Origin of the sequence: Mycolicibacterium rutilum (assembly GCF_900108565.1) — a bacterium.
In the GTDB taxonomy this organism is placed as follows: Bacteria; Actinomycetota; Actinomycetes; order Mycobacteriales; family Mycobacteriaceae; genus Mycobacterium; species Mycobacterium rutilum.
This window is the reverse complement of record NZ_LT629971.1, coordinates 5,963,707-5,987,831: the sequence shown is the minus strand read 5'-3', so window position 1 is coordinate 5,987,831 and position 24,125 is coordinate 5,963,707. Positions and strand designations below refer to the sequence as shown.

General features: G+C 68.7%; 27 protein-coding genes and 2 pseudogenes. 22 read left to right on the top strand and 7 right to left on the bottom strand.

Going from position 1 to position 24,125, the window contains the following annotated elements; all coding sequences use genetic code 11:
• Positions 1-73 precede the first annotated feature (73 nt).
• Together BLW81_RS29145 and mftR are read right to left on the bottom strand one after the other, a co-directional pair.
• Positions 74-1,720 carry an NAD-dependent malic enzyme gene (locus BLW81_RS29145; RefSeq protein WP_083405418.1) on the bottom strand — a complete coding sequence of 549 codons (1,647 nt, stop codon included), beginning with the start codon at positions 1,718-1,720 and terminating at the stop codon, positions 74-76.
• Positions 1,721-1,761: 41 nt separating this feature from the next.
• On the bottom strand, positions 1,762-2,373 hold the full coding sequence (mftR, locus tag BLW81_RS29140) for a mycofactocin system transcriptional regulator MftR (protein WP_083405417.1): 612 nt from the start codon (positions 2,371-2,373) through the stop codon (positions 1,762-1,764).
• Positions 2,374-2,447: 74 nt separating this feature from the next.
• Here mftR and mftA point away from each other — a divergent pair, with 74 nt between their 5' ends.
• From mftA to mftG, 7 genes are all read left to right on the top strand, one after another.
• Positions 2,448-2,540, top strand: coding sequence for a mycofactocin precursor MftA (gene mftA / locus BLW81_RS29135; RefSeq protein ID WP_083405416.1), 93 nt, complete (start codon positions 2,448-2,450; stop codon positions 2,538-2,540).
• Between the two features lie 2 nt (positions 2,541-2,542).
• Positions 2,543-2,839, top strand: a complete 297-nt coding sequence (gene mftB, locus BLW81_RS29130) for a mycofactocin biosynthesis chaperone MftB (protein WP_083405415.1) — start codon at positions 2,543-2,545, stop codon at positions 2,837-2,839.
• Positions 2,836-4,035, top strand: a complete 1,200-nt coding sequence (mftC, locus tag BLW81_RS29125) for a mycofactocin radical SAM maturase (RefSeq protein WP_083405414.1) — start codon at positions 2,836-2,838, stop codon at positions 4,033-4,035. The genes mftB and mftC overlap by 4 nt, the downstream gene beginning before the upstream one ends.
• Positions 4,036-4,038: 3 nt before the next feature.
• Positions 4,039-5,229, top strand: a complete 1,191-nt coding sequence (gene mftD, locus BLW81_RS29120; protein ID WP_083405413.1) for a pre-mycofactocin synthase MftD — start codon at positions 4,039-4,041, stop codon at positions 5,227-5,229.
• Positions 5,230-5,379: 150 nt separating this feature from the next.
• Complete coding sequence (mftE, locus tag BLW81_RS29115) at positions 5,380-6,123, top strand: mycofactocin biosynthesis peptidyl-dipeptidase MftE (RefSeq protein ID WP_083405412.1); 744 nt, start codon at positions 5,380-5,382, stop codon at positions 6,121-6,123.
• Complete coding sequence (gene mftF, locus BLW81_RS29110; RefSeq protein ID WP_083405411.1) at positions 6,120-7,532, top strand: mycofactocin biosynthesis glycosyltransferase MftF; 1,413 nt, start codon at positions 6,120-6,122, stop codon at positions 7,530-7,532. Before mftE ends, mftF begins: the two co-directional genes overlap by 4 nt.
• Positions 7,533-7,547: 15 nt before the next feature.
• The gene (mftG, locus tag BLW81_RS29105; protein ID WP_083405410.1) at positions 7,548-8,975 is read left to right on the top strand and encodes a mycofactocin dehydrogenase MftG; all 1,428 of its coding nucleotides are present in this window, start codon (positions 7,548-7,550) and stop codon (positions 8,973-8,975) included.
• On the opposite strand, the gene BLW81_RS29100 is transcribed toward mftG, so the two are convergent.
• Positions 8,892-10,544, bottom strand: coding sequence for an MFS transporter (locus tag BLW81_RS29100; RefSeq protein WP_083410220.1), 1,653 nt, complete (start codon positions 10,542-10,544; stop codon positions 8,892-8,894). The genes mftG and BLW81_RS29100 overlap by 84 nt on opposite strands.
• Before the next feature lie 97 nt (positions 10,545-10,641).
• Here BLW81_RS29100 and BLW81_RS29095 point away from each other — a divergent pair, with 97 nt between their 5' ends.
• Complete coding sequence (locus tag BLW81_RS29095) at positions 10,642-11,295, top strand: TetR/AcrR family transcriptional regulator (protein WP_083410219.1); 654 nt, start codon at positions 10,642-10,644, stop codon at positions 11,293-11,295.
• Here the strand turns inward: BLW81_RS29095 and BLW81_RS29090 are convergent.
• The 3 genes and pseudogenes from BLW81_RS29090 to BLW81_RS29080 form a co-directional block, all read right to left on the bottom strand.
• Positions 11,261-12,247 (bottom strand): annotated as a pseudogene (locus BLW81_RS29090) (cytochrome P450); the annotation flags it as partial. The gene BLW81_RS29095 and the pseudogene BLW81_RS29090 overlap by 35 nt on opposite strands.
• Positions 12,244-13,329, bottom strand: a complete 1,086-nt coding sequence (locus BLW81_RS29085; protein ID WP_059167163.1) for an IS630 family transposase — start codon at positions 13,327-13,329, stop codon at positions 12,244-12,246. The gene BLW81_RS29085 and the pseudogene BLW81_RS29090, both read right to left, overlap by 4 nt.
• A 43-nt stretch (positions 13,330-13,372) precedes the next feature.
• Positions 13,373-13,639 (bottom strand): annotated as a pseudogene (locus BLW81_RS29080) (cytochrome P450); the annotation flags it as partial.
• 192 nt (positions 13,640-13,831) lie between these two features.
• On the opposite strand from BLW81_RS29080, the gene BLW81_RS29075 reads away from it, so the two are divergent.
• Both BLW81_RS29075 and BLW81_RS29070 read left to right on the top strand, forming a co-directional pair.
• Positions 13,832-15,412 carry a carboxylesterase/lipase family protein gene (locus tag BLW81_RS29075; protein ID WP_407662295.1) on the top strand — a complete coding sequence of 527 codons (1,581 nt, stop codon included), beginning with the start codon at positions 13,832-13,834 and terminating at the stop codon, positions 15,410-15,412.
• A 4-nt stretch (positions 15,413-15,416) separates the two neighbouring features.
• On the top strand, positions 15,417-15,794 hold the full coding sequence (locus BLW81_RS29070; protein ID WP_083410218.1) for a nuclear transport factor 2 family protein: 378 nt from the start codon (positions 15,417-15,419) through the stop codon (positions 15,792-15,794).
• Here the strand turns inward: BLW81_RS29070 and BLW81_RS29065 are convergent.
• Entirely contained in the window at positions 15,769-16,242 is a 474-nt protein-coding gene (locus BLW81_RS29065; protein WP_083410217.1) for a hotdog fold domain-containing protein, read from the bottom strand. The genes BLW81_RS29070 and BLW81_RS29065 overlap by 26 nt on opposite strands.
• A 365-nt stretch (positions 16,243-16,607) precedes the next feature.
• On the opposite strand from BLW81_RS29065, the gene rpsJ reads away from it, so the two are divergent.
• From rpsJ to BLW81_RS29005, 12 genes are all read left to right on the top strand, one after another.
• Positions 16,608-16,913: a 30S ribosomal protein S10 gene (rpsJ, locus tag BLW81_RS29060; RefSeq protein ID WP_003883485.1), complete on the top strand. Its 306-nt coding sequence runs from the start codon at positions 16,608-16,610 to the stop codon at positions 16,911-16,913.
• Positions 16,914-16,926: 13 nt separating this feature from the next.
• The gene (gene rplC / locus BLW81_RS29055) at positions 16,927-17,580 is read left to right on the top strand and encodes a 50S ribosomal protein L3 (protein ID WP_083410216.1); all 654 of its coding nucleotides are present in this window, start codon (positions 16,927-16,929) and stop codon (positions 17,578-17,580) included.
• Positions 17,580-18,236, top strand: coding sequence for a 50S ribosomal protein L4 (rplD, locus tag BLW81_RS29050; RefSeq protein ID WP_083410215.1), 657 nt, complete (start codon positions 17,580-17,582; stop codon positions 18,234-18,236). Before rplC ends, rplD begins: the two co-directional genes overlap by 1 nt.
• Positions 18,236-18,538, top strand: coding sequence for a 50S ribosomal protein L23 (rplW, locus tag BLW81_RS29045; RefSeq protein WP_083410214.1), 303 nt, complete (start codon positions 18,236-18,238; stop codon positions 18,536-18,538). The genes rplD and rplW overlap by 1 nt, the downstream gene beginning before the upstream one ends.
• Positions 18,539-18,561: 23 nt before the next feature.
• Positions 18,562-19,398, top strand: a complete 837-nt coding sequence (gene rplB, locus BLW81_RS29040; RefSeq protein ID WP_083410213.1) for a 50S ribosomal protein L2 — start codon at positions 18,562-18,564, stop codon at positions 19,396-19,398.
• 15 nt (positions 19,399-19,413) lie between these two features.
• Positions 19,414-19,695 carry a 30S ribosomal protein S19 gene (gene rpsS, locus BLW81_RS29035; protein WP_083410212.1) on the top strand — a complete coding sequence of 94 codons (282 nt, stop codon included), beginning with the start codon at positions 19,414-19,416 and terminating at the stop codon, positions 19,693-19,695.
• 31 nt (positions 19,696-19,726) lie between these two features.
• A complete protein-coding gene (gene rplV / locus BLW81_RS29030) occupies positions 19,727-20,230 on the top strand; it encodes a 50S ribosomal protein L22 (RefSeq protein WP_083410211.1) in 504 nt (167 codons plus the stop codon).
• Positions 20,230-21,099, top strand: a complete 870-nt coding sequence (rpsC, locus tag BLW81_RS29025) for a 30S ribosomal protein S3 (protein ID WP_083410210.1) — start codon at positions 20,230-20,232, stop codon at positions 21,097-21,099. Before rplV ends, rpsC begins: the two co-directional genes overlap by 1 nt.
• A 3-nt stretch (positions 21,100-21,102) precedes the next feature.
• Positions 21,103-21,519, top strand: coding sequence for a 50S ribosomal protein L16 (gene rplP, locus BLW81_RS29020; protein WP_069413120.1), 417 nt, complete (start codon positions 21,103-21,105; stop codon positions 21,517-21,519).
• Complete coding sequence (gene rpmC, locus BLW81_RS29015) at positions 21,519-21,752, top strand: 50S ribosomal protein L29 (RefSeq protein ID WP_069413119.1); 234 nt, start codon at positions 21,519-21,521, stop codon at positions 21,750-21,752. Before rplP ends, rpmC begins: the two co-directional genes overlap by 1 nt.
• Positions 21,752-22,054, top strand: coding sequence for a 30S ribosomal protein S17 (rpsQ, locus tag BLW81_RS29010; protein WP_083410209.1), 303 nt, complete (start codon positions 21,752-21,754; stop codon positions 22,052-22,054). The genes rpmC and rpsQ overlap by 1 nt, the downstream gene beginning before the upstream one ends.
• A gap of 121 nt (positions 22,055-22,175) precedes the next feature.
• A complete protein-coding gene (locus tag BLW81_RS29005) occupies positions 22,176-24,116 on the top strand; it encodes a cellulose biosynthesis cyclic di-GMP-binding regulatory protein BcsB (RefSeq protein WP_235632126.1) in 1,941 nt (646 codons plus the stop codon).
• Positions 24,117-24,125 lie beyond the last annotated feature (9 nt).

Genomic DNA, 24,125 nt, shown 5'->3' with positions numbered 1-24,125 from the left:
GCGCTCACACCCTTATCGTCGCCGCCGGGCACCGAACTCCGACGGGTCCTGGCGGAAAATTTTTCGGCGAGCGTCAGCTGCGGTACTCGGGCGTCCAGCGCACCTCGGTGATCCGCTGGGTCAGCTGTTCGGGACTGCGCTCGGGCGCGACGCCGTCGGCGACGGCCTGCACCGCGACGGCGTGGGCGATGCTCAGCGCGACGTCGGGCACATCGGACCAGGCGGGCAGCAGCGGCGCGTCCGGGTCGGCGAGTGCGGGGGAGGCGTCGCCGAGCGCGGCGGCCGCGGCGCGCATCATCTCGTCGGTCACGCGGGTGGCCTGCGCGGCGGTGACGGCCAGGCCCATCGCCGGGAAGATGTAGACGTTGTTGCACTGCGCGATCGGATGCTCGCGGCCGTTGCGCTGCAGCGGCGCGAACGGCGAACCCGTCGCGATCAGCGCGCGGCCGTCGGTCCACTCGTCGAGCTCGGCCGGGTGCGCCTCGGCGCGGCTGGTCGGGTTCGACAGCGGGAAGATGATCGGCCGGTCCACCTTGCCCGCCATCTCCCGGACGATCTCTTCGGTGAATGCGCCTGCGGCGGTGGACAATCCGAGCAGCACGCCGACCTCGACGTGGTGCACGACGTCGGCCAGCTGCGCGGGGCCGGACAGTCCCCAGCCGGCGACCCGGTCGGCGGGCTGGGCGAACCGGCGCTGGCCGGGGGACAGGTCGGTGCGGTCGTCGGTGAGCAGTCCGTTGATGTCGACGACCCAGATCTGCGCCGCGGCCTGCTGCTCGCTCAGGCCCTCGGTGACCATCTGGCGGTGCACCATGTCGAGCACGCCGATGCCCGCCGAACCGGCGCCGAGCATCACCACCTGCTGGTGGGACAGCGGCCGAGCGGCCACCCGGGCCGCTCCGTGCAGCGCGCCGAGCGTCACCGCGGCGGTGCCCTGGATGTCGTCGTTGAAGGTGAGCAGTTTGTCGCGGTAACGCTCGAGGATCGGCAGCGCGTGCGCGGTCGCGAAATCCTCCCACTGCAGCAGCACGTCGGGCAGTTCCTCGTGCACGACGGTGACGAAATCGTCGATGAATGCGTAGTACTCGTCGTCGCCGATGCGGCGGTGCCGCCAACCCAGATATTGCGGATCCTCGAGCAGTTCGACGTTGTCGGTGCCCACGTCGAGCACGATCGGCAACGTGCGCGCCGGGTCGATGCCGCCGATGAGCGTGTAGAGCGAGAGCTTGCCGATCGGGATGCCCATGCCTCCGATGCCCTGATCGCCGAGGCCGAGGATGCGCTGCCCGTCGGTCACGACGATCACGTCGACCTCGCGCCGCGGACGGTTGCGCAGCACCTCGCGCAGGAATTCGCGGTCCGGGTAGGACACGAACAGCCCGCGGGGCCGCTGGTAGATCTCGCTGAACCGCTGGCACGCCTCGCCGACGGTGGGGGTGTAGACGATCGGCATGGTCTCGGCGATGTGGTCGCGCAGCACCCGGTAGAACAACGTCTCGTTGCGGTCCTGCAGGTTGCGCAGATAGATGTGTTTGTCCAGCGGTTCGCGCCGGCGGCAGAACTCCAGCCAGGAGTGCTCGGTCTGCTGTTCGAGTGACTTGACCGCCGTGGGAAGCAAACCGAGCAAACGGAATTCGTGACGCTCCTGCTCGGTGAACGCGGTGCCCTTGGTCCACAGCCCGTCGAACAGAAGCGTCTGTCCCGTCTTCTTCTCCGGCATCGCCCAAAACTAGCGCGGGCCCGCGACCGGAGCCGGGTGAATCAGGGATCCAGCGCGCGCAGTCCGTCGGCGACGGTGTCGAACGCGGCGCCCAGCGCGTCGGCCAGTGGCACCGCCTCGTCGGCGAGCCAGTACTCGTATGCCGACAGCGCCACCCCGAGCATCGTCCACGCCACGGTCTGGGGCACCAGGTCCCCGGGCGTGGTGGCCAGCCGCTTGGCGACGAAGTCGGCGACCACCCCGCGCCAGCCGGCGTACATCGTCATCGAGTACGCCTGGAGCGCGGCCGTCTCGAGGATGACCCGCATCCGCCTGCGGTGTCGTGCGGTCTCGGTTTCGTCGAACGTGTTGAACGCCAGCAGTGCCGTGCGTAACGCATGACGGATCGGCACGTCGGGATCGGAATCGGCCAGCAGGTCGCGCATGTGCGCCAGGTGAGCGTCGAAATCGCCCCAGGGCAAAGCGTTTTTCGACGGGTAGTAGCGGAACAGGGTGCGGCGCGCGATGCCGGCGGCCTCCGCGACGTCGTCGACGCTGACCTCGTCGAAGCCGCGGGTCGCGAAGAGGTCGATCGCGACGTTGCTGATGTGGTCCCACGTCGTGGAGCGCCGTCGGCCCACCCGGTGCTCGTCCGTCAGGGGCCCCCTTTCCATTTAGGCACTCGATGCCATATTATTGCGACCTCGATCACATTGTCGAGAACCGGTGAAGTGAAAGGCGGAGCCCGATGGAACCGAATCAGCAGGTCAACAACGACGAGCTCGTGACCGAGACCCTCGTCGAAGAGGTGTCGATCGACGGGATGTGCGGGGTCTACTGACCGTGACCTCGACGTCGACGGGGGCCGAGGACGCGGTCTTCGACCCCGAGCGCGGCTGGCGGCTGCACCACCAGGTGGCGGTGCGGCCCGAGCCGTTCGGTGCGCTGCTCTACCACTTCGGCACACGCAAGCTGTCGTTCCTGAAGAACCGCACCATCGTCGACGTCGTCAACGTGCTCTCCGAGCATCCCGACGTCCGATCCGCCTGCCGGGCCGCCGGTGTCGACGACGCGCAGCAGGCGCCGTATCTGCATGCACTCGGTGTGCTTGCTCAATCGAAAATGCTGGTGCCCCAATGACTTCAATCGCCCCGGTGCCTCGGCTCGTCGAGCAGTTCGAGCACGGACTGGACGCCCCGATCTGCCTGACCTGGGAGCTGACCTACGCGTGCAACCTGGCGTGCGTGCACTGCCTGTCGTCGTCGGGTAAGCGCGACCCGCGCGAGCTGACCACCCAGCAGTGCAAGGACATCATCGACGAACTCGAGCGCATGCAGGTGTTCTACGTCAACATCGGCGGCGGTGAGCCGACGGTGCGGTCGGACTTCTGGGAGCTCGTCGACTACGCCACCGCGCACCACGTCGGGGTGAAGTTCTCGACGAACGGGGTGCGCATCACCCCGCAGGTGGCGGCCCGGCTGGCGGCCAGCGACTACGTCGACGTGCAGATCTCGCTGGACGGCGCGACCGCCGAGGTCAACGACGCCGTGCGCGGCGCCGGCTCGTTCGAGATGGCCACCAGGGCGTTGCAGAACCTGGCCGATGCCGGTTTCAAGGACGCCAAGATCTCGGTGGTGGTGACCCGCCACAACGTCGACCAGCTCGACGAATTCGTCGCCCTGGCAGACAAGTTCGGCGCCACACTGCGGATCACCCGGCTGCGGCCGTCGGGCCGCGGCGCCGACGTCTGGGACGATCTGCACCCCACCTCAGAACAGCAGGTGCAGCTGTACAACTGGCTGGTGGCCAAGGGTGAGCGGGTGCTCACCGGCGACTCGTTCTTCCACCTGTCCGGCCTCGGTGCGCCCGGCGCGCTGGCGGGCCTGAACCTGTGCGGCGCCGGCCGCGTGGTCTGCCTGATCGACCCGGTCGGCGACGTCTACGCGTGCCCGTTCGCCATCCACGACCGCTTCCTGGCCGGAAACATCCTGTCGGACGGCGGTTTTGACAGCGTGTGGAAGAACGCTCCGCTGTTCCGCCAGCTGCGCGAGCCGCAGTCGGCGGGTGCCTGCAGCAGCTGCGACCACTACGACAGCTGCCGCGGCGGCTGCATGGCCGCGAAGTTCTTCACCGGGCTGCCGATGGACGGCCCGGACCCCGAATGTGTGGAGGGCTACGGCGCTCCCGCGCTGGCCCGCGAGCGGGTCAAGCCCAAGTCCAGCGTCGATCACTCCCGCAGCGGGCCCGTCGCACTGAAGCTGCTGACCAAACCCCCAAGGTCGGATGTCGGCGCCGGCGCGCCTCCGAAACGCCTCTGCAACGAAAGTCCGGTGTAAGTCATGGCCGACACCTGGTTCGAAACCGTCGCCGCCGCCCAGGAGCGGGCGAGGCGGCGTCTGCCCAAGCCGGTGTACTCCGCGCTGCTGGCGGCCAGCGAGAAGGGCGTGACGGTCGCCGACAACGTCGAGGCGTTCGCGGAGTTGGGCTTCGCGCCCCACGTCATCGGCGCGACCGAGAAGCGCGATCTGGCGACCACCGTGATGGGCCAGGAGATTTCGCTGCCCGTGCTGATCTCGCCGACCGGCGTGCAGGCCGTGCACCCCGACGGGGAGGTCGCCGTCGCCCGCGCCGCCGCCGCGCGCGGCACCGCGATGGGTTTGTCGTCGTTCGCGAGCAAGCCGATCGAAGAGGTCATCGCCGCCAACCCCAAGCTGTTCTTCCAGGTCTACTGGCTCGGCGGCCGGGACGCGATCGCGGCGCGGGTCGAGCGGGCCCGCGCGGCCGGCGCTGTCGGGCTGATCGTGACCACCGACTGGAGCTTCTCGCACGGCCGCGACTGGGGCAGCCCGAAGATCCCCGAGCAGATGGACCTGCGCACCACCGTGCGGATGCTGCCGACCGGGCTGACCCGGCCGAGCTGGATGTGGCAGTGGGGCAAGACGATGCGGCCGCCGAACTTGCGGGTGCCGAACCAGGCCGCGCGCGGCGAGGCGGGCCCGCCGTTCTTCCACGCCTACGGGGAATGGATGGGCACCCCGCCGCCGACCTGGGAAGACATCGCGTGGCTGCGTGAGCTGTGGGGCGGCCCGTTCATGCTCAAGGGCGTGATGCGGGTCGACGACGCGAAACGCGCTGTGGACGCCGGTGTTTCGGCGATCTCGGTGTCGAATCACGGCGGCAACAACCTGGACGGGACGCCGGCGGCGATCCGCGCGTTGCCCGCGATCGCCGAGGCCGTCGGCGACGAGATCGAGGTGCTGCTCGACGGCGGCATCCGGCGCGGCAGCGACGTCGTCAAGGCCGTCGCGCTGGGGGCACGCGCCGTGATGATCGGCCGGGCGTACCTGTGGGGCCTGGCCGCCAACGGGCAGGCCGGTGTCGAGAACGTGCTCGACGTGCTCCGCGGGGGCATCGATTCTGCATTGATGGGTCTGGGCCGCGCGTCGGTGCACGACCTCGGCGCCGACGACATCCTGGTGCCGCCCGGCTTCGAGCGGGCGCTCGGGGTGCCCGGCGGAACGGACACCTGACCGCAGTCCGGTGCGCCGTCGCGCGCGTCGAATTTGCAAAGCTCCTGGTACAGACGTGGCGCAGGGGACTGACGGGACAGTGTCGATGTCGCCCGTGAAAATTCCGGCGAATCAATTGCTGCGCATGCACGAACAATTGGCGCATACCAGGTGAATTCGGCTTACCATCGGCGGGTGCCTTTCGTCAGCGAGCTCGCGAATGCGACGTCGAAGCAGCTGAAAGGCACACCGTCGGCACTGCTGGTGCCCGTCGGATCCACCGAACAGCACGGCCCGCATCTGCCGCTGGACACCGACACCAGGATCGCCGACGCGGTGGCGCGCGCGGTTGCTGACCGGTTGGCCCGCGGAGATGGATCGATCTGGCGGATCGCGCCGTCGATCGGCTACGGCGCCAGCGGTGAGCACGAGGCCTTCGACGGCACGGTTTCGGTGGGGACCTCGGCGCTGCGGTTGTTGCTGGTGGAGTTTGGCCGCTCGGCGTCGCGGTGGGCGTCGCGGCTGGTCTTCGTCAACGGGCACGGGGGGAACGTGGAGGCTTTGGCCGCCGCAACGGCTTTGCTTCGGTACGAGGAGCGCGATGTGGCGTGGTGTCCGTGCACGGTCGCCGGGGCCGACGCGCACGCCGGCCATACCGAAACGTCTGTATTGCTACATCTTTCGCCGCGGGACGTCGCGGTCGACGAACGCGTGCCGGGAAACTGCGCGCCGCTGCGCGAGCTGATGCCCGAATTGCGTCGTGGCGGCATCGCGGCCGTGAGCGACGTCGGCGTGCTCGGCGATCCGACGACGGCCACCGCCGACGAGGGCGCCCGCATTTTCGACGCCATGGTCGAATCATGTTTGCAGCGAATCGAGCGTTGGGTACCCGATCGCGACGGGATGTTGACATGACGGGTCCACGGCTCCCCGACGGGTTCGCCGTTCAGGTTGATCGCCGGGTGAAGGTGCTCGGGGAGGGGTCAGCGCTGCTCGGCGGATCCCCGACGCGGCTGCTGCGCCTCGCGCCCGCTGCGCAGACCATGCTCAACGGCGGCAGGCTCGAAGTCCACGACGCGGTCAGCGCTCAGCTGGCGCGCACGCTGCTCGACGCCACCGTCGCGCACCCGCGGCCGGCCAGCGGCCCGTCGCATCGCGATGTCACGCTCGTGATCCCGGTGCGGGACAATGCTTCTGGAGTTCGCCGCCTGCTCACCGCGGTCCGTGGGCTGCGGGTCGTCGTGGTCGACGACGGTTCGCAGACACCGCTCGAGCAGGTCGACCTGGCCGATGTCCACAGCGACGTGCAGGTGCTGCGCCACGCGCGCAGCAGGGGACCGGCCGCCGCGCGCAACACCGGCATGGCCGCATGCAACACCGACTACGTGGCGTTCCTCGACAGCGACGTGGTGCCGCGGCGCGGTTGGCTCGAGGCGCTGCTCGGCCACTTCTGTGACCCGGCCGTCGCGCTGGTGGCGCCCCGCATCGTCGGGCTGCGCGAACCGGACAGTCTGGTCGGCCGCTACGAGGCCGTGCGCTCCTCGCTGGACCTGGGCCTGCGCGAGGCCCCGGTGGTGCCCTACGGCACGGTCTCCTACGTCCCGAGTGCGGCGATCATCTGTCGCCGGTCGGTACTCAAGGAGGTCGGTGGGTTCGACGAGACGCTGCGCTCCGGCGAGGATGTCGACCTGTGCTGGCGGCTGATCGAGTCCGGGGCGCGGCTGCGGTACGAGCCGATCGCTCTGGTGGCCCATGATCACCGCACCCAGATGCGAGAGTGGTTCTTGCGCAAGGCATTCTACGGCAGTTCCGCCGCGCCCCTGGCCTCGCGGCACCCCGGCAAGACCGCTCCGCTGGTCATCTCGGGGTGGACGCTGGTGGCGTGGATGCTGCTGGCGATGGGATCGTCGATCGGCTACCTGGCCTCCGTCGTCGTCGCCATGCTCACCGGACGGCGCATCGCCAAGTCACTGTCGAGTGTGGAGACCGAACCCAAGGACGTCGCGGTGGTCGCCGCCCACGGTCTGTGGTCGGCGGCGATGCAGTTGGCGTCGGCGATCTGCCGGCACTACTGGCCGGTGGCCCTGATCGCGGCGCTGGTGTCGCGGCGCTGCCGACAGGTGGTGCTGGTGGCCGCGGTGGTCGACGGGGTGGTCGACTGGCTGACCCGCAACGGTAAGGCCGAGGACGACACCAAACCCGTCGGGCTGCTGACCTACGTGCTGCTCAAGCGGCTCGACGACCTGGCCTACGGCGTGGGCCTGTGGTCCGGTGTGGTCCGCGAGCGCCACCTCGGCGCGCTCAAGCCCCAGATCCGAACGTGAAGCGGCACCGATCGCGTGCCTGACGTTCTGATCGTCGGCGCGGGCAGCGCTGGTTCCGTTCTCGCCGAACGCCTCTCCGCCGATGCGTCGTGCCAAGTCACCTTGATCGAGGCCGGCCCGGCGCCGTCCGACCCGCGCGTGCACGCACAGATCAGCAACGGCCTGCGGCTGCCGATCGGCGACGCCAGCTCGGTCGTGCACCGGTACCCGACCACGCTCACCGTCGACCCGCCGCGGGCGGCGCAGATCATGCGCGGCGCGGTGGTCGGGGGATCGGGGGCGGTCAACGGCGGCTACTTCTGCCGCGGTCTGCCCGCCGACTTCGACAGCTGGGGGTTGCCGGGCTGGTCGTTCAGCGACGTGCTGCCCCACTTCCGCGCGATCGAGACCGACCTCGACTTCACCAACCCCCTGCACGGTGACGACGGCCCGATCGCAGTCCGCAGGGTTTCGGAATTCGACGGCTGCACAGCGTCTTTCGTTCAAGCAGCAACCGCAGCCGGGCATCCCTGGATTCCCGACCTGAACGGGTCGACGCTCGAGCAACCCCTGGGCTCCGGGATCGGGGCGGTGCCGCTGAACATCCAGCAGGGCACGCGCGTCGGCCCGGGCGGGGCCTACCTGCAACCGGCGATGAACCGGCCGAACCTCACCCTGCTCGCCGACACCCGCGTCCTGCGGATCTTGATCGCCGACGGTCGGGCCGTCGGCGTGCAGGCGGTCGGACCCGACGGCCCCGCCGACCTGCGCGGCGACCGAATCATCCTGTGCTCCGGGGCGATCGGGTCGGCACACCTGCTGATGCTGTCCGGCATCGGTCCGGCCGACGCGCTGCAGGCCGCCGGTATCCCGGTGGTGGCCGACCTTCCGGTGGGTGCGGCGACCTCGGACCACCCGGAGTGGGTGCTGCCGGTGCACTGGGCGGAGACCCACGGGGTGCCGCCGCTGGAAGCCGTCCTGACCACGGCCGACGGCCTGGAGATCCGGCCGTACACCGCCGGGTTCGGTGCCATGGTCAGCGGCCGGCGCGACGACCCCGCCGACCATCCCCACATCGGGGTGGCGGTCATGCAACCGACGTCGCGCGGCCGGCTGACGGTGCGCACCGCCGACCCAAACACCCCGCCGGTCATCGAGCACCGGTACGACAGCGCGCCCGGCGACGTGGCGCTGCTGCGCTCGGGTGTCGGTATGGTCCGCGAACTGATCGGCAGGACAACCGGATTCGGCCCGGTGTCCTGGTCCACCTCACAGCACTTGGCGGGCACGGCGCCAATGGGTGTCGACGGCGATGACCGCGCCGTGGTGGACCCGCAGTGCCGGGTGTATGGGGTGGATCGGTTGTGGGTGGTCGACGGGTCAGTTCTGCCGGCGATCACCAGCCGCGGCCCGCACGCCAGCATCTGCATGCTCGGGCACCGCGCCGCCGAGTTCATCGGCTGACGCACGTCGCCGCTTCACAAAGCCGAACTGCTCGCCGTCGCGGCCCGGCGCCCAGACCGCGACGAACGCCGCGGCGACCACCAGGACCACGGCGAGCACCGTCAGGGACAGGCTCATGGCGTCGACGAACGCGGCGGTGGCCGCGGCGGCCAGGTCGGCGCCCGCGGTTCCGAGTTGCTGCGCCACCGCCAGGGCATTGGCAAGGGAGTCCGACGCGGCGCCCCGCACCTGCTCCGGAACCGTGGACAGCGCCGGCCCGAGCGACGAATTGTACTGCGCGGCAAGGACCGAACCGGCGACCGCGATGCCGACCGCGGCACCGACCTCGCGGGTCGTGTCGTTGACCGCAGAGGCCACGCCCTGCTTCTCCGTCGGCACCGCGTTCATGATCGCCGAGGTGGTCGGCGCGACGCACAACCCGATGCCGACCGCCGCCGCCAACAGCGGGCCGACGAGATCGATGTACGCCGCGTCGGCGCCGAGCCTGCTCATCCAGAACAACCCGGCGGCCAGAAACAGCAACCCGGTGGTCACCGCGGCCCGCAGCCCGACCTTCGGCAGGTACAGGTGCATGGTCGCGCCGAGCACCATGATCGGAAGTGCCAACGGGGACAAGGCGAACGCGGTCTGCAGCGCGCTGTAGCCGAGCAGCAGCTGCAGGTACTGCATCTCGACGAAGAAGAAACCGAAGTTGGCGAAGAACAGGAAGGTGATGCCGAGCGATCCGGTGGCGAAGTCGGGTTTGGCGAACAATCGCACGTCCAGCATCGGATGGCGGTGCCGCAGTTCCACCGCGGTGAACACGCCGGCGAGCAGCACGCCGGCGGCCATGCAGCCCCAGACCATCGGATGGCTCCACCCGCGGATCGGGGCTTCGATCACGCCGTAGACGAAGACGGCGACCGCGCCGCCGATCGTCACCGCCCCGACCCAGTCCAGCGGGGTGGCCGACTCGTCCCGGGAGGACCGGATCGTGAACGTGCACAACAGCAACGCGAGGCTGGAACCGGCGAACGCCCAGAAGATCGACTGCCACGAGAAGAAGTGCAGTAGGACGCCGGTACCCAGGAAACCGACGATCGCCCCCGAACTGGCGACTCCGGCCCAGATGCCGACGGCCTTGTTGCGCTCGTCCTTCGGGAAGGCGGCGGTCAACAGCGAGAGAGTCGCGGGCATGACGAATGCGGCCCCCAGTCCGGCGACCGCCCGCGCGACGATGATCTGCGTCGGGCTGTCGAAGAACACCGGCGCAAGCGAGGCCAGGCCGAAGATCGCCAGCCCGAGCAGCAGCGCGCCACGGCGCCCATACCGGTCGCCGAGCGCGCCGGCGGGCAGCAGCAGGCAGGCCAGCACCAGCGTGTAGCCGTCGACGATCCAGGTCAGTTGGGTCTGGGTGGCCGAGGTCTCGATCGCGAGGTCGGGCATCGCGGCGTTGAGCGCCACCATCGATGCGATGACCAGCAGCACATCGAGGCTGGCGATCGTCAGCAGCCAGAAACGCCCGAATCTGCTCAGGGTGCTCAGGTTGGCGTCGATATCCTGATCAGACCGTTCGAGGGTGTTGACCATGAACCGTCGTTCTCCTTCGGGCGGATGAGATTTTTGAGACTAACAGTCTTGTACTGAGACCGATAGTCTTGTTCCCGGTGTGGAGGTGGGGTAAACGATGAGCGGCCCGAGTAGCGATCCGCGGCCCGCCCGGTCCCGGGCGCGCCTGCTCGAAGCGGCCACGACGCTGCTGCGGACCGGCGGGCCGAACGCGGTGACCATCGACGCCGTCACCCGCACCGCGAACGTCGCGCGGGCCACGCTGTACCGCCACTTCTCCAGTGCCAACGACCTGATGGCCGCGGCGTTCATGGGGCTGCTCAGCCCCGCGCCGATGCCGCCCGCCGAAGGCAGCCTGCGCGACCGGCTGATCGCGGTGGTCGAGGGCTGGGCGGAGTCGATCGCCGAGGTGCCCGCGATGCTCACCGCGATGACCTGGATGGCGTCCGGACCGGATGTCGGCCCTTATCCCGATGTGCGGGAGGCGGATTCGGATGCCGTCGGCACGCTGCGGTCCCGGATCGTGCAGCTGTACTCGGTGCCGTTCGATGCGATCCTCGACAGCCCGCAGGCGGCCGAGGAGCTCGACGAGACCGATCGCATCCAGACCATCGCGTTGCTCATCGGCCCACTGATCCTCGGCAAGCTCTCGACCGTGGCCGACTTCGACTACCGCGCGTGCGCGGAAGCCGCCGTCGACGGCTTCCTGGCCACGCACGCGCGCAAGCCGAGCGAAATCACCTCAGCGAGTACCGAACCGGCAGGTGCTTGAGGCCGCCGACGAAGGTGGTGGCGGTCAGCTCCGGCGCGCCGGCCAGCTCGATGGAGTCCAACCGCGGGATCAGTTCGGTGAAGAAGCTGTTCATCTCCATGCGCGCCAGCGCCGCGCCGAGGCAGAAGTGCACGCCGTATCCGAACGACACATGCCGGTTGGGGTCGCGGCCGACGTCGAACCGGAACGGGTCGTCGAACACCTCTTCGTCGCGGTTACCGGACACGTAAGCCAGGTACACCGACTCGCCCTTGGCGATCGGCACCCCGCGCACCGAGGTGTCCTCGGCGGCGGTGCGCATGAACTCCTTGACCGGCGTCGACCACCGGATCATCTCCTCGACGGCCAGCGGCATCAGATCCATGTTGGTGCGCAACCGCTCCAGTTCGCCGGGATTCTCGATCAGCGCGTGCAGCCCGCCGGAGATCGCGTCCTTGGTGGTGTCGTGGCCGGCGCTGGCGACGATGACGTAGTACGAGGCGGTGTCCATGTCGGACAACGGTTCTCCGTCGAGGCGGCCGTTGGCGATCGCCGAGGCGAGATCATCGGTGGGATTCGCGCGCCGTGACGCGGTGAGCGTCGCGAAGTAGTTGAAGAAATCCGCCAGCACCGCGAGCATGTCCTCCGGCGTCTTCCCGCGCTGGAACTCCTCGTCGTTGCCGCCGAACATCTCCTGGGTGAGCATGTGCATGCGCGGAAAGTCCTCCTCCGGCAAGCCCAGCAGCGACATGATCACGTACAGCGGGAAGTTCACCGCGATCTCGGTGACGAAGTCGCATTCGGGACCCACGTCACGCATCCGGTCGACATAGCGCTTCGCCAGCTCATCGACGCGAACCTTCAAGTCGCGCATGGCCTTCGGGCGAAACCAGTCGGCGCCGATGGCGCGCACCTTGCGGTGGTGCGGGTCGTCCATGTGGATGAGGGTGCGCAGCCCGATGCCCGCCTCTAGTGTCCTGAGTCATTAATTCTGGTGCAGTAGTTGCCGATGCTGGTGAGGATTTGATCGGCGGTTTTGGTCCAGACGTAGGGGCGTGGGTTGTCGTTCCAGGTGTCGATCCATGCGCGGATGTCGGTGTTGAGCTGGCGCACTGATGTGTGAGTGCCGCGACGTAGTTTCTTGGTGGTCAACTCGGCGAACCAGCGCTCGACCAAGTTCAGCCAAGATGAACTGGTGGGCGTGAAGTGCAAGACGAATCTGGGATGGTTTGTCAGCCAGCGCTTTACCGCGGGTGTCTTGTGCGTTGAGACGTTGTCGAGTACGACATGGCAGTCCAGATCGTCAGGTACCTCGGCGTCGATTTTCTTCAGGAATGCCAGGAACTCGCGGGCGCGGTGACGCGCGTGTAGTGAGCCGATGACCTTGCCGGTGGCCAGATCAAGAGCGGCGTACAGGGTCGATGTGCCGTGGCGCACGTAGTCGTGGCTGGCCCGCGCCGGCGTCCCCGGCAGCATGGGAAACACGGGTTGAGTCCGGTTCAGGGCCTGGATCTGGGTCTTCTCGTCGACGCACAGCACGACGGCTCGTTCGGGAGGATCGAGGTAGAGTCCGACCACGTCGCGCACCTTGTCCACGAACTGAGGATCCTTGGACAACTTCCACGAATCCTGTTTGTGCGGAGTCAATCCGAACGCCCGCCACACTCGCGACACCATCGACTGACTCAATCCCAGGTGCTCGGCCATCGATCGCGTCGACCAGTGGGTGGCATTAGGTGGAGTGGTCTCCAGCGTCGTGGTGATCAGGTCCTTGATCCGCTCGTCGCCAACTACTCGTGGCCGTCCCGGGCGCGGTTCGTCGAGCAGACCGTCGAGACGATCGACGGCAAACCGGTTACGCCACCGCCGCACCGTGGTGATCGCAAGTCCGAGTCGTTGCGATAGCTCGGTATTGGAACCGCCATCAGCTGCGGCCAACACAATTCGTGAGCGCATCGCCAAGTCCCCGGCGCTGCGGCGTCGCCGCGCCCAACCCTCCAACTCTACTCGCTCAGCATCGGTCAACACGATCTCGGCGGCATGGGGAGTCGGCATAACCCAGTCTAACAACTCGACCGGAATTAATGACTCAGGACACTAGCTGGGCCTTGAGGACGTCGTCGACCTCGGCGGCGGCGAGCAGCGGCCGCGGTTCGGACAGCCACAGGTTGTTGTCCCGTTCGATGGCCATGATGTCGGCGTGCTTGGTGATCGCCCAGAACGGCCGGTAGGGCGGATTGTCGACGTAGGCCACCGGGTTGTTCGCGCGAAGATGGGTCAGCGCCGCGTGCAGTCGTGCGTCGTCTGCGTAGCCCTCCGGATCGGCGAGGACCTTGGCGGCGTCATCCATCGTCGGCGTGCTCATACGGGCTCCTTCACATCCGGTTAAACGAACTTGACGGGTGTCAAGGACAGTGTATGTGACTGTCGCCACGTCCCGCTGTGAGGTTGCCCTGAATCACGGCCAGCGCTCTTGATGGTGTCAAGTTTCAGCGTGAAGACGTCATCGTGACGATCGCGTGGTGGGTCACCGGGCGGGCGTCAGTAGGCTCGCGACGTGCTGAGGCGAACGGTCCGGCGCTGCCGGCGGGCGGCCGCGGCGCTCACGGTACTCGCGGTCCTGCTCAGCGGCTGTGGCCGCGGGCAGACCGGCACCGACGGGGACTCCATCGACGTACCCGTCGACCCCGCCATCGCCCATGTCACCGGTGGCGCGGTGCGCGGGACGGTCTCGATCTTCAACCGCTACTTCGCCGGAATCCCTTACGCCGGACCACCGGTGGGTCCGCTGCGCTGGCAACCGCCCGCGCCGCTCGCCGACTGGACGGGGTTTCGCGACGCGACGCGGCCGGGACCGCGCTGCACCCAGGACACCAGTGCCGATGTCGATCCCGGTCCGACCAGTGAGGACTGCCTGACCCTCAACGTCTGGACGCCGCCGCCGTCAGAGGCGCGCAAGCCGGTGATGGTGTGGTTCCACGGCGGCAGCTTCCTCAACGGCAGCGGCGACATCTACGACTCGCGCCGCCTGACCAGCCGCGGCATCGTCGTCGTCACCGTCAACTACCGCCTCGGCGCGCTCGGCTTCCTCGCCGACCCCGGACTCGGGCCGGAATCGGGCAACTTCGGGCTGGCCGACCAGCAGGCCGCGCTGCGCTGGGTGCGCGACAACATCGCCGCATTCGGCGGCGATCCCGACCGGGTCACCATCGCCGGGGAGTCGGCGGGCGGCATGGCGGTGTGTGATCACCTCGTGGCGCCGGGGTCGGCGGACCTCTTCGATGCGGCGATCATCCAGAGCGGGCTGTGCCACGCCCAGTACGACCTGCCCGCGGCGGAACGCGCCAGTCAGGAGTACGCGGCCGAGCTCGGCTGTGGCGACGCGCGCACCCTGCTGCAGTGCATGCGTGCGCTGCCCGCCGACAGGTTGCGAAAGCCGTTGCTGTACGGGCGCTTCGGCACAGAGCGGCTGAGCGGACCGGTGACCGGCACCGCGGTGCTGCCGCAGGACCCGCTCACCGCGATGCGCGAGGGCCGCGCCGCCCGGGTGCCGGTGATGATCAACACCACCGCCGACGAGTTCAACCTGTTCGCAGCGCTGCAGTTCCTGCGCGGGAGGGCGCTGGACGCGGCGGCGTACCCGGGTCTGCTCGCCGAGGCGTTCGGGCCCGCTGCCGCCGCGGTGGCGGCGCAGTATCCGCCGGAGAGCTACGGCGGCAACGTGGCGCTGGCGTACTCCGCGGCGGTCACCGCGGCCGACTTCGCCTGCGTGGCCGACCGGATGGCCGACGCCCTCGCCGACGGACCCGTCTACGCGTCGGAGTTCGGCGACCGCGCCGCCCCGGCCCCGGAACCGTTGCGCGAGGCCCCTTTTCCGATCGGCGCCGCGCACTCGCTGGAGTTGCGGTACCTCTTCGACGTCGGCGGCGCGCCCCCGCCGGACCCGGCGCAGCAGCGGCTGGCCGAGGAGATGATCGACTACTGGGCGCGCTTCGTCTCGGACGGTTCACCCGGCGCGGGCTGGCCGCAGGTCGGTGAGCGTCGCGAATGGCTGTGGCTGCAGCCCGGCGGCAACCGGGTGATCACCGACTTCGCGCAGAAACACAAATGCGCGTTCTGGGCCGGTCTGTCACGCTGACCCGATGCCGACTCCCGACGCCCACCGGTTCGCCGACGACTGGGTGCGTGCCTGGAACGCGCACGACGTCGAGGCCGTGCTCGCGCATTTCCACGACGACGTGCTGTTCACCTCACCGGTCGCGGCGCGGGTACTGCCGGAGACCGGGGGAGTGGTGCGGGGCAAGGACGCGCTGCGCCGCTACTGGACGACCGCGCTGCAGGGGCTGCCAGACCTGCACTTCGAGGTCGTCGACGTCTACCGCGGCGAGTCGACGCTGGTGATCCACTACCGCAACCAGCGCGGCGACCTGGTCAACGAGGTGCTGATCTTCGACGCCGACGGGCAGGTCCGCGAAGGCCATGGCACCTACTGTCCTAGCGCGGTGTCACCCAGCAGGTGATGTCGGCGTGCACCACCTCGGTGCCGGCCCGGTCCACGACACTGACGGGCACCGTGACGTCGACGCCCTCGGTGATCGCCGCGAAGTCCGGCGCCGCCAGGCGGGCCTGCGCGCGCAGCGACGTGGTGGCCTTGTCGAGGTATTCCACGCTCATGGCCTTGGGGATCCAGCGGTGGCTGGCCGGCACCGTCGCCTCCATCAGCATGCCCATCGCCATCTCGGCGGCGTTGCACGACGCGATCGCATGCACTGTGTGCAGGTGGTTGTGTACCAAGAACCACTTCGGCACGGTGACCTCGGCGAATCCGGGTTCCATCCGGACGACGTGCGGGGCGATCGAGGCGAAATAGGGCACCCGCGCGATCGCCGCGGCCGAAAAAGCCCAGGTGCCGCCGGGCAGGCTCGCGAGGCGCTGCCACGCGCGGTAGGTAGAGGTAGGCGCGACCATGGCGAGCTACCTTACTTCTGGGTAAGGTTGCGCGGACGCCGCGGCACCCGCGCAGGCCGGTTTCCCATGGCCAGGGATTTGGAGCGTGCCGTTTTCTAGGGCATACTGTTCGGGTTGCCTTGAGCCGGGCCGGTGCCAGTTCGGACCGCGTGGCCGGGGCATCCGACCGGCGCCCACCCGGGCGCATCCGGTGCCAATCTCGAGCGTGACGATTTCGTCGCGAACGAGTGTGCGTGCGGGCGACACACCCGACCGCGGGGACCGGTGGACCACAGACAGAAGAACAGCGGCGGCTAAGCAGCGCGAAGGCTGCGCCGGTGAGAGCGGCCCGGGAACGGGCCCAGTATGAGTGAGGTAGGAGAAGCGTGGCGGGACAGAAGATCCGCATCAGGCTCAAGGCCTACGACCACGAGGCGATCGACGCCTCGGCGCGCAAGATCGTGGAAACGGTCACCAGAACCGGCGCCAGCGTGGTCGGCCCTGTGCCGCTGCCGACCGAGAAGAACGTGTACTGCGTCATCCGGTCCCCGCACAAGTACAAGGACTCGAGGGAGCACTTCGAGATGCGTACTCACAAGCGGCTGATCGACATCCTCGACCCGACGCCGAAGACCGTTGACGCGCTCATGCGTATCGATCTGCCGGCCAGCGTCGACGTCAACATCCAGTAGGAGAGACCAGAAAATGGCTAGGAAAGGCATTCTGGGCACCAAGCTGGGCATGACGCAGGTGTTCGACGAGAACAACCGCATCGTGCCGGTGACGGTCGTCAAGGCCGGCCCCAACGTCGTCACGCGCATCCGTACGCCGGAGCGCGACGGCTACAGCGCTGTGCAGCTGGCCTACGGCGAGATCAGCCCGCGCAAGGTCAACAAGCCTGTCACGGGCCAGTTTTCGGCCGCCGGGGTCAACCCGCGCCGGCATCTGGCCGAGCTTCGGCTCGACGATGAGGCAGCGGCCGCCGAATACGAGATCGGCCAGGAGCTGACCGCCGAGATCTTCGCCGACGGCACCTTCGTCGACGTGACCGGCACCAGCAAGGGCAAGGGTTTCGCCGGCACGATGAAGCGCCACGGGTTCCGCGGCCAGGGCGCCAGCCACGGCGCGCAGGCCGTGCACCGTCGCCCCGGCTCCATCGGTGGCTGCGCCACCCCGGGCCGCGTGTTCAAGGGCACCCGCATGTCGGGCCGCATGGGCAACGACCGGGTGACGACGCAGAACCTGGTGGTGCACAAGGTCGATGCCGAGAACGGCGTGCTCTTGATCAAGGGCGCGATCCCCGGCCGCAACGGCGGGCTCGTGATGGTCCGCAGCGCAACCAAGCGAGGCGAAAAGTAATGGCTCTCAAAGTTGATGTCCGCACCCCGGCGGGAACGAAGGACGGCTCCGTTCAGCTGCCCGCCGAGCTGTTCGACGTCGAGGCGAACATCGCGCTGATGCACCAGGTGGTGACGGCGCAGCTGGCCGCGGCGCGGCAGGGCACGCACTCCACCAAGACCCGCGGTGAGGTCTCCGGCGGCGGCAAGAAGCCGTACCGGCAGAAGGGCACCGGCCGGGCCCGTCAGGGTTCGACCCGGGCGCCGCAGTTCACCGGCGGTGGCACCGTGCACGGTCCCAAGCCGCGCGACTACAGCGAGCGCACCCCGAAGAAGATGATCCGTGCCGCCCTGCGCGGTGCGCTGTCGGACCGGGCGCGCAACGACCGCATCCACGCGATCACCGAGATAGTCGAGGGCCAGACCCCGTCGACCAAGAGCGCTAAGGCGTTCCTGGCGACGCTGACCGATCGCCGCAAGGTGCTCGTCGTCATCGGCCGCACCGACGAGGTCGGCGCGAAGAGCGTGCGCAACCTGCCCGGTGTGCACGTGATCTCGCCGGACCAGCTCAACACCTACGACGTGCTCAACGCCGACGACGTGGTGTTCAGCGTGGAGGCCTTGAACGCCTACATCGCGGCCAACACCGCGAACACCAACGAGGAGGTGTCGGCCTGATGGCAACCGTCACTGACCCCCGCGACATCATCCTGGCTCCGGTCATCTCGGAGAAGTCGTACGGGTTGATCGAGGACAACGTGTACACGTTCGTCGTGCACCCGGACTCGAACAAGACGCAGATCAAGATCGCGATCGAGAAGATCTTCAACGTGAAGGTCGACTCGGTGAACACCGCGAATCGGCAGGGCAAGCGCAAGCGCACCCGCAGCGGGTACGGACAGCGCAAGAGCACGAAGCGCGCCATCGTCACGCTGGCCGCGGGCAGCAAGCCCATCGACCTGTTCGGAGCGCCGGCCTAGCCGGCAGGGAGAACCTGAGAAACATGGCAATTCGCAAGTACAAGCCGACGACCCCCGGTCGTCGCGGTGCCAGCGTCTCCGATTTCGCTGAGATCACCCGCGACCACCCGGAGAAGTCGCTGGTTCGTCCGCTGCACGGTAAGGGTGGGCGAAATGCCCACGGCCGCATCACCACCCGCCACAAGGGTGGCGGGCACAAGCGCGCCTACCGCGTCATCGACTTCCGTCGCAACGACAAGGACGGCGTCAACGCCAAGGTCGCGCACATCGAGTACGACCCGAACCGCACCGCGAACATCGCGCTGCTGCACTACCTGGACGGCGAGAAGCGCTACATCATCGCGCCGCAGGGTCTCAAGCAGGGCGACATCGTGGAGTCCGGCGCCAACGCCGACATCAAGCCCGGCAACAACCTGCCGCTGCGCAACATCCCCGCGGGCACGCTGATCCACGCGGTGGAACTGCGTCCCGGTGGTGGCGCGAAGATGGCCCGGTCGGCGGGTGCCAGCATCCAGCTGCTGGGCAAGGAAGGCACCTACGCCTCGCTGCGTATGCCCTCTGGTGAGATCCGCCGCGTCGACGTGCGCTGCCGCGCCACGGTCGGCGAGGTCGGCAACGCCGAGCAGGCCAACATCAACTGGGGCAAGGCCGGTCGTATGCGGTGGAAGGGCAAGCGCCCCACCGTCCGTGGTGTCGTGATGAACCCGGTCGACCACCCGCACGGCGGTGGTGAGGGTAAGACCTCCGGTGGCCGCCATCCGGTCAGCCCGTGGGGCAAGCCCGAGGGCCGCACCCGCAAGCCCAACAAAGCGAGCGACAAGCTCATCGTCCGTCGCCGGCGCACCGGCAAGAAGCGCTAGGCAGGAGTAACGAATATGCCACGCAGCCTCAAGAAGGGTCCGTTCGTCGACGACCATCTGCTCAAGAAGGTCGACGCGCAGAACGAGAAGAACACCAAGCAGGTCATCAAGACCTGGTCGCGTCGTTCGACCATCATCCCCGACTTCATCGGTCACACCTTCGCCGTCCACGACGGTCGCAAGCACGTGCCGGTGTTCGTCTCGGAGTCGATGGTCGGCCACAAGCTGGGTGAGTTCGCTCCCACCCGCACGTTCAAGGGTCACATCAAGGATGACCGGAAGGCGAAGCGGCGATGAGCGCTTGCGCGAAGAGCGAAGGAAATAGCTAATGACTACGACGACTGAATATCCGTCCGCGACCGCGAAGGCCCGGTTCGTCCGCGTCTCCGCCACCAAGGCGCGCCGGGTCATCGACCTGGTGCGCGGTAAGCCGGTGGCCGAGGCGCTCGACGTCCTCCGCTGGGCGCCCCAGGCCGCCAGCGAGCCGGTTGCCAAGGTCATCGCCAGCGCGGCTGCCAACGCCCAGAACAACGACGGACTGGATCCCTCGACCCTGGTGGTCGCCGCGATCTACGCCGACGAGGGCCCGACGGCCAAGCGCATCCGGCCGCGTGCCCAGGGCCGCGCGTTCCGGATCCGCAAGCGCACCAGCCACATCACCGTGATTGTCGAAAGCCGCCCCTCGAAGAACGAGCGCGGCGCCGGTCGTTCGGCCGACACCGCGCGCGCCCGTCGCGCGCAGGGCAGCAAGGCCGCCGCGGCGAAGAAGGCTCCTGCGAAGGCCGCCACCAAGACCAAGGCTTCTGAAGAGGCGAAGGAGGGCTCGGAGTAGTGGGCCAGAAAATCAATCCCCACGGCTTCCGGCTCGGTATCACCACCGACTGGAAGTCCCGGTGGTACGCCGACAAGCAGTACAAGGACTACGTCAAGGAAGACGTGGCGATCCGCCGGCTGCTGGCCACGGGTCTGGAGCGCGCCGGCATCGCCGACGTGGAGATCGAGCGCACCCGTGACCGGGTCCGGGTCGACATCCACACCGCGCGCCCGGGCATCGTGATCGGTCGCCGCGGCACCGAGGCCGACCGCATCCGCGCCGACCTGGAGAAGCTCACCAAGAAGCAGGTGCAGCTCAACATCCTCGAGGTCAAGAACCCGGAGTCGCAGGCGCAGTTGGTCGCCCAGGGTGTCGCCGAGCAGCTGAGCAATCGCGTGGCGTTCCGCCGCGCGATGCGCAAGGCCATCCAGTCGGCGATGCGCCAGCCCAACGTCAAGGGCATCCGGGTGCAGTGCTCGGGTCGCCTGGGCGGCGCCGAGATGAGCCGCTCGGAGTTCTACCGCGAAGGTCGGGTGCCGCTGCACACGCTGCGCGCCGACATCGACTACGGCCTCTACGAGGCCAAGACCACCTTCGGCCGGATCGGCGTGAAGGTGTGGATCTACAAGGGCGACATCGTCGGTGGCAAGCGCGAGCTGTCCGCCGCCGCGCCCGCGGCCGACCGGCCGCGTCGGGAACGCCCGTCGGGCACCCGGCCGCGTCGTAGCGGCGCGTCGGGCACGACCGCGACCAGCACGGACGCGGGCCGGGCGGCGACGGGTGGCTCGGAGAGCGGCACGGCGCCTGCAGGCAGCGTCGCCGACAATGCCGCGGCTTCACAGGCGGCGGCTGCGGCCGAGACGCCCACGGAAAACACGGAGAGCTGAATCATGCTGATTCCCCGAAAGGTCAAGCACCGCAAGCAACACCACCCCCAGCAGCGCGGCATCGCCAGCGGCGGGACGTCGGTGAGCTTCGGTGACTACGGCATCCAGGCACTGGAGCACGCCTACATCACCAACCGGCAGATCGAGTCCGCGCGTATCGCGATCAACCGGCACATCAAGCGTGGCGGCAAGGTCTGGATCAACATCTTCCCGGACCGCCCGCTGACCAAGAAGCCCGCCGAGACCCGCATGGGTTCGGGTAAGGGTTCGCCGGAGTGGTGGGTGGCCAACGTCAAGCCCGGTCGCGTGCTCTTCGAGCTGAGCTACCCCGACGAGGCGACCGCGCGGGCCGCGCTGACACGCGCGATCCACAAGCTGCCGATCAAGGCACGCATCGTTACCCGAGAGGAGCACTTCTGATGGCAGTGGGAGTGACGCCGGGCGAACTGCGCGAGCTGACCGACGACGAGTTGACCGATCGGCTGCGTGAGTCCAAGGAAGAGCTGTTCAACCTGCGCTTCCAGATGGCCACCGGCCAGTTGTCCAATAACCGCCGGCTTCGCACGGTGCGTCAGGAAATCGCGCGGGTGTACACCGTGCTGCGCGAACGTGAGTTGGGTCTGGCCTCCGGACCCGTGGGTGAGGGATCGTAATGGCAGAAGCACAGGGCAAGGGCCCCAAGCACACGCCGCGCCAGGAAGAGCAGCGCGGCCGCCGCAAGACGGCGATCGGATACGTGGTGTCCGACAAGATGCAGAAGACCATCGTGGTCGAGCTGGAAGATCGCAAGAGCCACCCGCTCTACGGCAAGATCATCCGCACCACCAAGAAGGTCAAGGCGCACGACGAGAACGACACCGCGGGCATCGGTGACCGCGTGTCGCTGATGGAGACGCGTCCGCTGTCGGCCACCAAGCGCTGGCGGCTCGTCGAGATCCTGGAGAAGGCCAAGTAGCCTTCGCACCGGATCGAGCAATCAGGCCCCCGCACAGTTGCGGGGGCCTTTTTGTCCCCACTTCAGCGCGGCTTACCTCGAAGATTGTTTGCTAACCGAAACTATGGGTTAGTCTCGCGGAGTGGGGGACCTGCAACGACGCATTGCCGCCCTGGCTGTGCTCGGATTCTTTTTGGCCGCAACGACGTTGGCTGACGTAGCGCCCGCGTCCGCTGCACCGGGTGACGGGGGAGCGGTGGCCGATGCGCCGACTCTCGGGCTGCCGACGCTGGGCGCCGACGCCGATCTCGCCCTCTACGGACTGCAGGGCACGCAGACCCTGAACTTCCCGGTGCCCGCCGGTCTGACACCGGCCGAGCTGACCGCGACCGTGGAGCTGCCGCCGAACGTCACCGCGGGCAGCATCGCCGTCACCCAGGACAACCGCACGGTGTCCCGGGTGGACCTGCCGCCCGACCGCGCGCCGATCTCGATCCCGCTGGCGGGCGCCGAGGTGGTCGACAACGCGGTAACCGTGCTGCTGCGCAGCCAGCTGCTGCCGCCGGCCGGATACTGCCTCTACGACACCGCAATTCCGCTGCGGCTGGTCAACGCCGCCGTCGTCTACACGGGCCGGGAGACGCCGCCGCAGGTGGTGGCCGACTTCCTGCCGCCCGTGCTGGAGCGATTGACCATCTACGTGCCGGAGTCACCGTCGCGCGCCGAATCGGACGCCGCGGTGCGGCTGACCACCGCCGTGGTCGCGCGCTACGGCGAGCAGCGCACCGACGTCGACGTCGAAGCGCTGCGCGGTGACGCGATGGCGCCGCCGACGCCGTCGGGTCCCTTCGAGCGCAACATCGTGGTCCGCGAAGGCCCGAACGCGGCGGTGTCGTTGCAGGGCACCGACGGTGTGCCCGCGCTGCTGATCACCGGACCGGCCAACGACCTGCTCAACCAAGCACGGCTGCTGAGCAGCGACCTGTCCCAACTCGCGCTGGCGTCGAAAGCCGTCGCGGGACCGATCAAGTCGAGTCCGCAACTGCCCGGCAACGAGACCACGATCCGCGAACTGGGCCAGCCCGGGGTCAATGCGACCGCGCTCAAACCGCAGGTCACCGTCGGACTGGATCAGACGCGGCTGGGCAGGCCGGTCAAGGGGGTGCGGGTCCACCTGAAGGGCTCGTACACGCCGCTGCCCGCGAGCCTCGGCGGCCAGGTGGTCGCGTCGGTCAACGGGCAGACGGTCGACCGGTGGCCGATCGACGCCAGCGGAGCGATCGACCGGTGGGTGGACGTTCCCGACGAACTGCTGCAGCGCTACACCAATCTCGGTGTGGCGGTTGACCTCAGCGGCAACACCGGCCGGTGCGGGGAGTTCCAGCCGGTGACGTTGACGATCGACGGGGCGACGACCGTCGAGACGACCCAGGCCGATCCGCCGGTGCCCGCCGGCTTTCAGTCGCTGCCGCAGGCGGTGATGCCGCGGATGCTGGTCGGCCTGGGCGCGGACTTCGCCGACACCCGTCGCGCGGTGGCGATCGCCGAGGGCCTGCAGCGGCTCAGCGCGCTGCCGATCGACACCGAGGTGGTGTCGGTCGACGACGCACTCGCCACGCAGAGCCCCGCGCTCGTCGTCGCCGCCGACGGCTGGCCCGGCGACCGGCCGGAGCTTCCGGTCAGCAGCGCAGCCGACGGAGAACTCGACGTCGACCGGCTCGACGGTGAGCGCACCACGCTGCGGCTCGACCCGGGCCTGCGGTTCGGCTCTCTGCAGACGGTGTCCGACGACAACCGGACCGTTCTGGTGGCCACCTCGAACGGCGATGCGGGCGAACTCGATTCGCTGCTCGGTTGGCTGGACGGCGACTCCCGTCGCTGGGCTCGGCTCAGCGGGGTCGCCGTCATCGCGCCGGCCGGCGAGGAACCGGTGACCGTGGCGGGTGAGAGTCCCGCGACAGATCAGGCGGCCGACACGGAGACCAAACCGGCCGCGACGCTCTGGCTGGGTGCGGGCGCCACCGTCGCCGCCGCCGCGGCCCTGATCGGCTGGCTGCTGCTGCGCCGCCGTCGCCGTGCCTAGGCGGGTGTG